This window comes from Acinetobacter sp. RF14B, assembly GCF_006864105.1.
GTDB lineage: Bacteria > Pseudomonadota > Gammaproteobacteria > Pseudomonadales > Moraxellaceae > Acinetobacter > Acinetobacter lwoffii_C.
The window spans coordinates 1-2,924 of the sequence record NZ_SMTB01000157.1; the positions used below are offsets into that span (position 1 = coordinate 1).

Here is a 2,924-nt window from a genome sequence, read left to right on the forward strand (position 1 = left end):
TATCCACGTGGTAATGGACTGGGTGTTGAAATTCAGCGAACTATGGTCGAGATGCCGATTGGTCAGGCAGAGGCTTTGCTCAGCCTGAACGAGCAATCTGATGAGCATATTTCAATTCTGGCTTTCGGTAGTCGGGTCCAGGCAGCCGTAGAAGCAGCTCAGGCTTTTGCCAGTCGCTATGAAGTTGGCGTACGTGTCATCAATATGCGTTTCATTAAGCCTTTAGATACCAGTATGCTGGATCAGCTTGCACACTCCACCAGTTTATTTGTTACTGTCGAAGAGCATGCGATCATGGGCGGTGCTGGTAGTGCGGTCAATGAATATTTGGCTGAAGCACAGATCGTGAAGCCAATGTTAAATCTGGGGCTGGACGATACCTTTATGGCACAGGCAACACATAGCCAGATGTTGCAACAAGCTGGACTTGATGCACAAGGTATTGAAAAATCCATTGCTCAGGCCTGGTCTAAACTGGCACAAAGCGTTCTATCCTAAGTATTTAAAAACTTTAGACACATTTTTTCCCAAAAAGCCCGAATATTTGCTAAAATATGCGGGCTTTTATGCATTATTCTTTATCAATATCTTCAAATTTGTAGTGGGTGTTCAATGGAACCTATGGTGGTGATGGCTGCGCGTGCGGCTCAATTAGTTGGTCAAGAGCTTTTAAAAGCGCATCAGAATCGTCATAAACTCGATCTGCAAGTCGAAGAAAAAGGCATTGATGGTCCGGTAACGCGTGTAGACCGTTATCTGGAACAGTTGACTATCGATACTCTACGTAAAAGCTATAAAAATCACAGTTTCCTTGGTGAAGAATTTGGCTATCAGGAAGGTAAAGGTCATGACGCTGACTGGTGTTGGGTGATTGATCCGCTGGATGGCACACTTAACTTTATCAACGGTTTTCCGCATTTCTGTATTTCTATTGCAGTTCAGCACAAAGGCGTGACTCAGCACGGCGTAATTTATGATCCGGTAAAAGATGAGTTGTTCTCTGCAAGCCGTGGTCGCGGTGCAATGCTGAATCAGCGCCGTATCCGTGTCAATATAAAAGACAGTCTGAATAATACTTTCTTGGCCGTAGGTCATGCTTACCGTGCCAAACGTAATGGTGAAGTTGTGTCTTATGCCAAGAACCATTTTGAATCATTGTTAAATGTGACCGAAGCGGGTGCTCAATACCGCCGTGCAGGTTCTGCGGCACTGGATCTGGCTTATGTAGCGGCTGGCCGTCTTGATGGGTATTTCGAGCTTGGCTTGAAACCTTGGGATATTGCAGCAGGTGAGCTGATTGTGAAAGAAGCGGGCGGTACTGTGGTGGATGCACGTGGCGGTAGCGACTCTATGGAAAATGGTCAGGTTTTGGCTTGCTCAATGAAGATGCTTAAACCGTTAATGCAAGCAGTTGTTCCTGCTTGGGGTGAAGCAGCCAAATAATCGGCTTTAATCGAATATGAAAAAAGGTATCTTTCGGGATGCCTTTTTTCTTGCAAATTATTCATTTGAGATTGCTTCTAAAGCACTTTTGATTCATCTGTTTAGTCATAAGAGTTTAGGGAAAATTGACCAAATGGAGAATAAGCTGCTTTTTTCACCTGAGCTAAGTTTCGGAAAATGATGAAAAAATTGACGGTTAAACAAAATAATACGAAAAGCGGATGACTTTATAAATTATCCTGCTATAATCTTGGCACGCACTTAATTTCTGTTCGTTACCTGAACATTTCTCTTCTTATCATTGTGTATGCGCGTGCGGTCCAAAGAGAGGACGATATCTCGCGCCCCAATCGCTAAAGCGATTCCTTCAGGTTATGCTTAATCATGCGTGCGTTATATCACATCGTCGTTACTCGGATCGCCGCTGAATCATCTCTTTTTCAGTGTTTATTGCTGTGCCGCTTTTTGTCGATGTCCATTTGACTTTATTTTTAATGGAGCACCCTATTTTCGGGTGAAATACTCTATGAGCAAAACTTTTGCTGAATTTTCTTTACACGAATCGTTACAACAAGCTCTACAAGGTTTAGGCTTTACTGCTCCGACTTCTGTACAAGAACAATCTATTCCCGCTGCACTTGAAGGCAAAGATCTTTTGGTATCTAGCCAGACAGGTTCGGGTAAGACAGCAGCGTTCCTTCTTCCAACGTTGAACGCACTTGCAAACGAAGATACCTTTGTACCATTCAAAGAACGTATGAAAGCGATCACTCAGCCTTCAATTCTGGTTCTTTGTCCTACACGTGAATTGGCTCAACAGGTGAGTCAGGATGCCATTGCACTTGTACGTCACATGAAAGGTGTGCGTATTGCTGCAATCATGGGTGGCATGCCATTTGGTAAACAAATCCAGCAGTTAAAAGGCGCACAAGTGGTTGTTGCAACCCCAGGTCGTTTACTGGATCTTGTTAACCGTCGTCAGCTCAAACTCGATAAAGTAAATGCTTTGATCGTAGACGAAGCAGACCGTATGCTGGATCTGGGCTTCTCTGAAGATCTGGAAGCAATTGGTGATTTGGCTGGAAATCGTGAGCAGACCTTAATGTTCTCTGCAACATTTGCTCCACGTATTATCACGCTTGCTGAACGTATGATGAATGATCCAGAGCGTATTGCGATTGAAACTGGTCACTCAACAAATACAGATATCACCCAGACTTTACACTGGACTGATGGTTTCGAGCATAAGAAAAAACTGTTAACACATTGGTTAAGCGAAGAAGATGTAGACCAGGCTGTGGTATTTGCATCAACTCAAGAAGACACCGACATGCTGGCTGAAGAGCTTTCTGAAGCAGGTCTGTCAGTTGTTGCACTACACGGTGCCATGCCGCAAACTGTTCGTAACCGTCGTTTACGCAGCATCCGTGAAGGTCGTGCCAAGATTTTAGTAGCGACTGATGTTGCTGCTCGTGGTCTAG

General features: G+C 44.2%; 3 protein-coding genes. All 3 read left to right on the plus strand.

Annotation, left to right across the window (positions count from 1 at the left end; all coding sequences use genetic code 11):
* Positions 1-498 (plus strand): transketolase C-terminal domain-containing protein (locus tag E2K52_RS13960; RefSeq protein ID WP_319922809.1); only part of this gene is annotated, 498 nt, incomplete at its 5' end.
* A 114-nt stretch (positions 499-612) separates the two neighbouring features.
* A complete protein-coding gene (locus E2K52_RS13965; RefSeq protein WP_151205620.1) occupies positions 613-1,443 on the plus strand; it encodes an inositol monophosphatase family protein in 831 nt (276 codons plus the stop codon).
* 526 nt (positions 1,444-1,969) lie between these two features.
* Positions 1,970-2,924 (plus strand): DEAD/DEAH box helicase (locus E2K52_RS13970; RefSeq protein ID WP_151205621.1); only part of this gene is annotated, 955 nt, incomplete at its 3' end.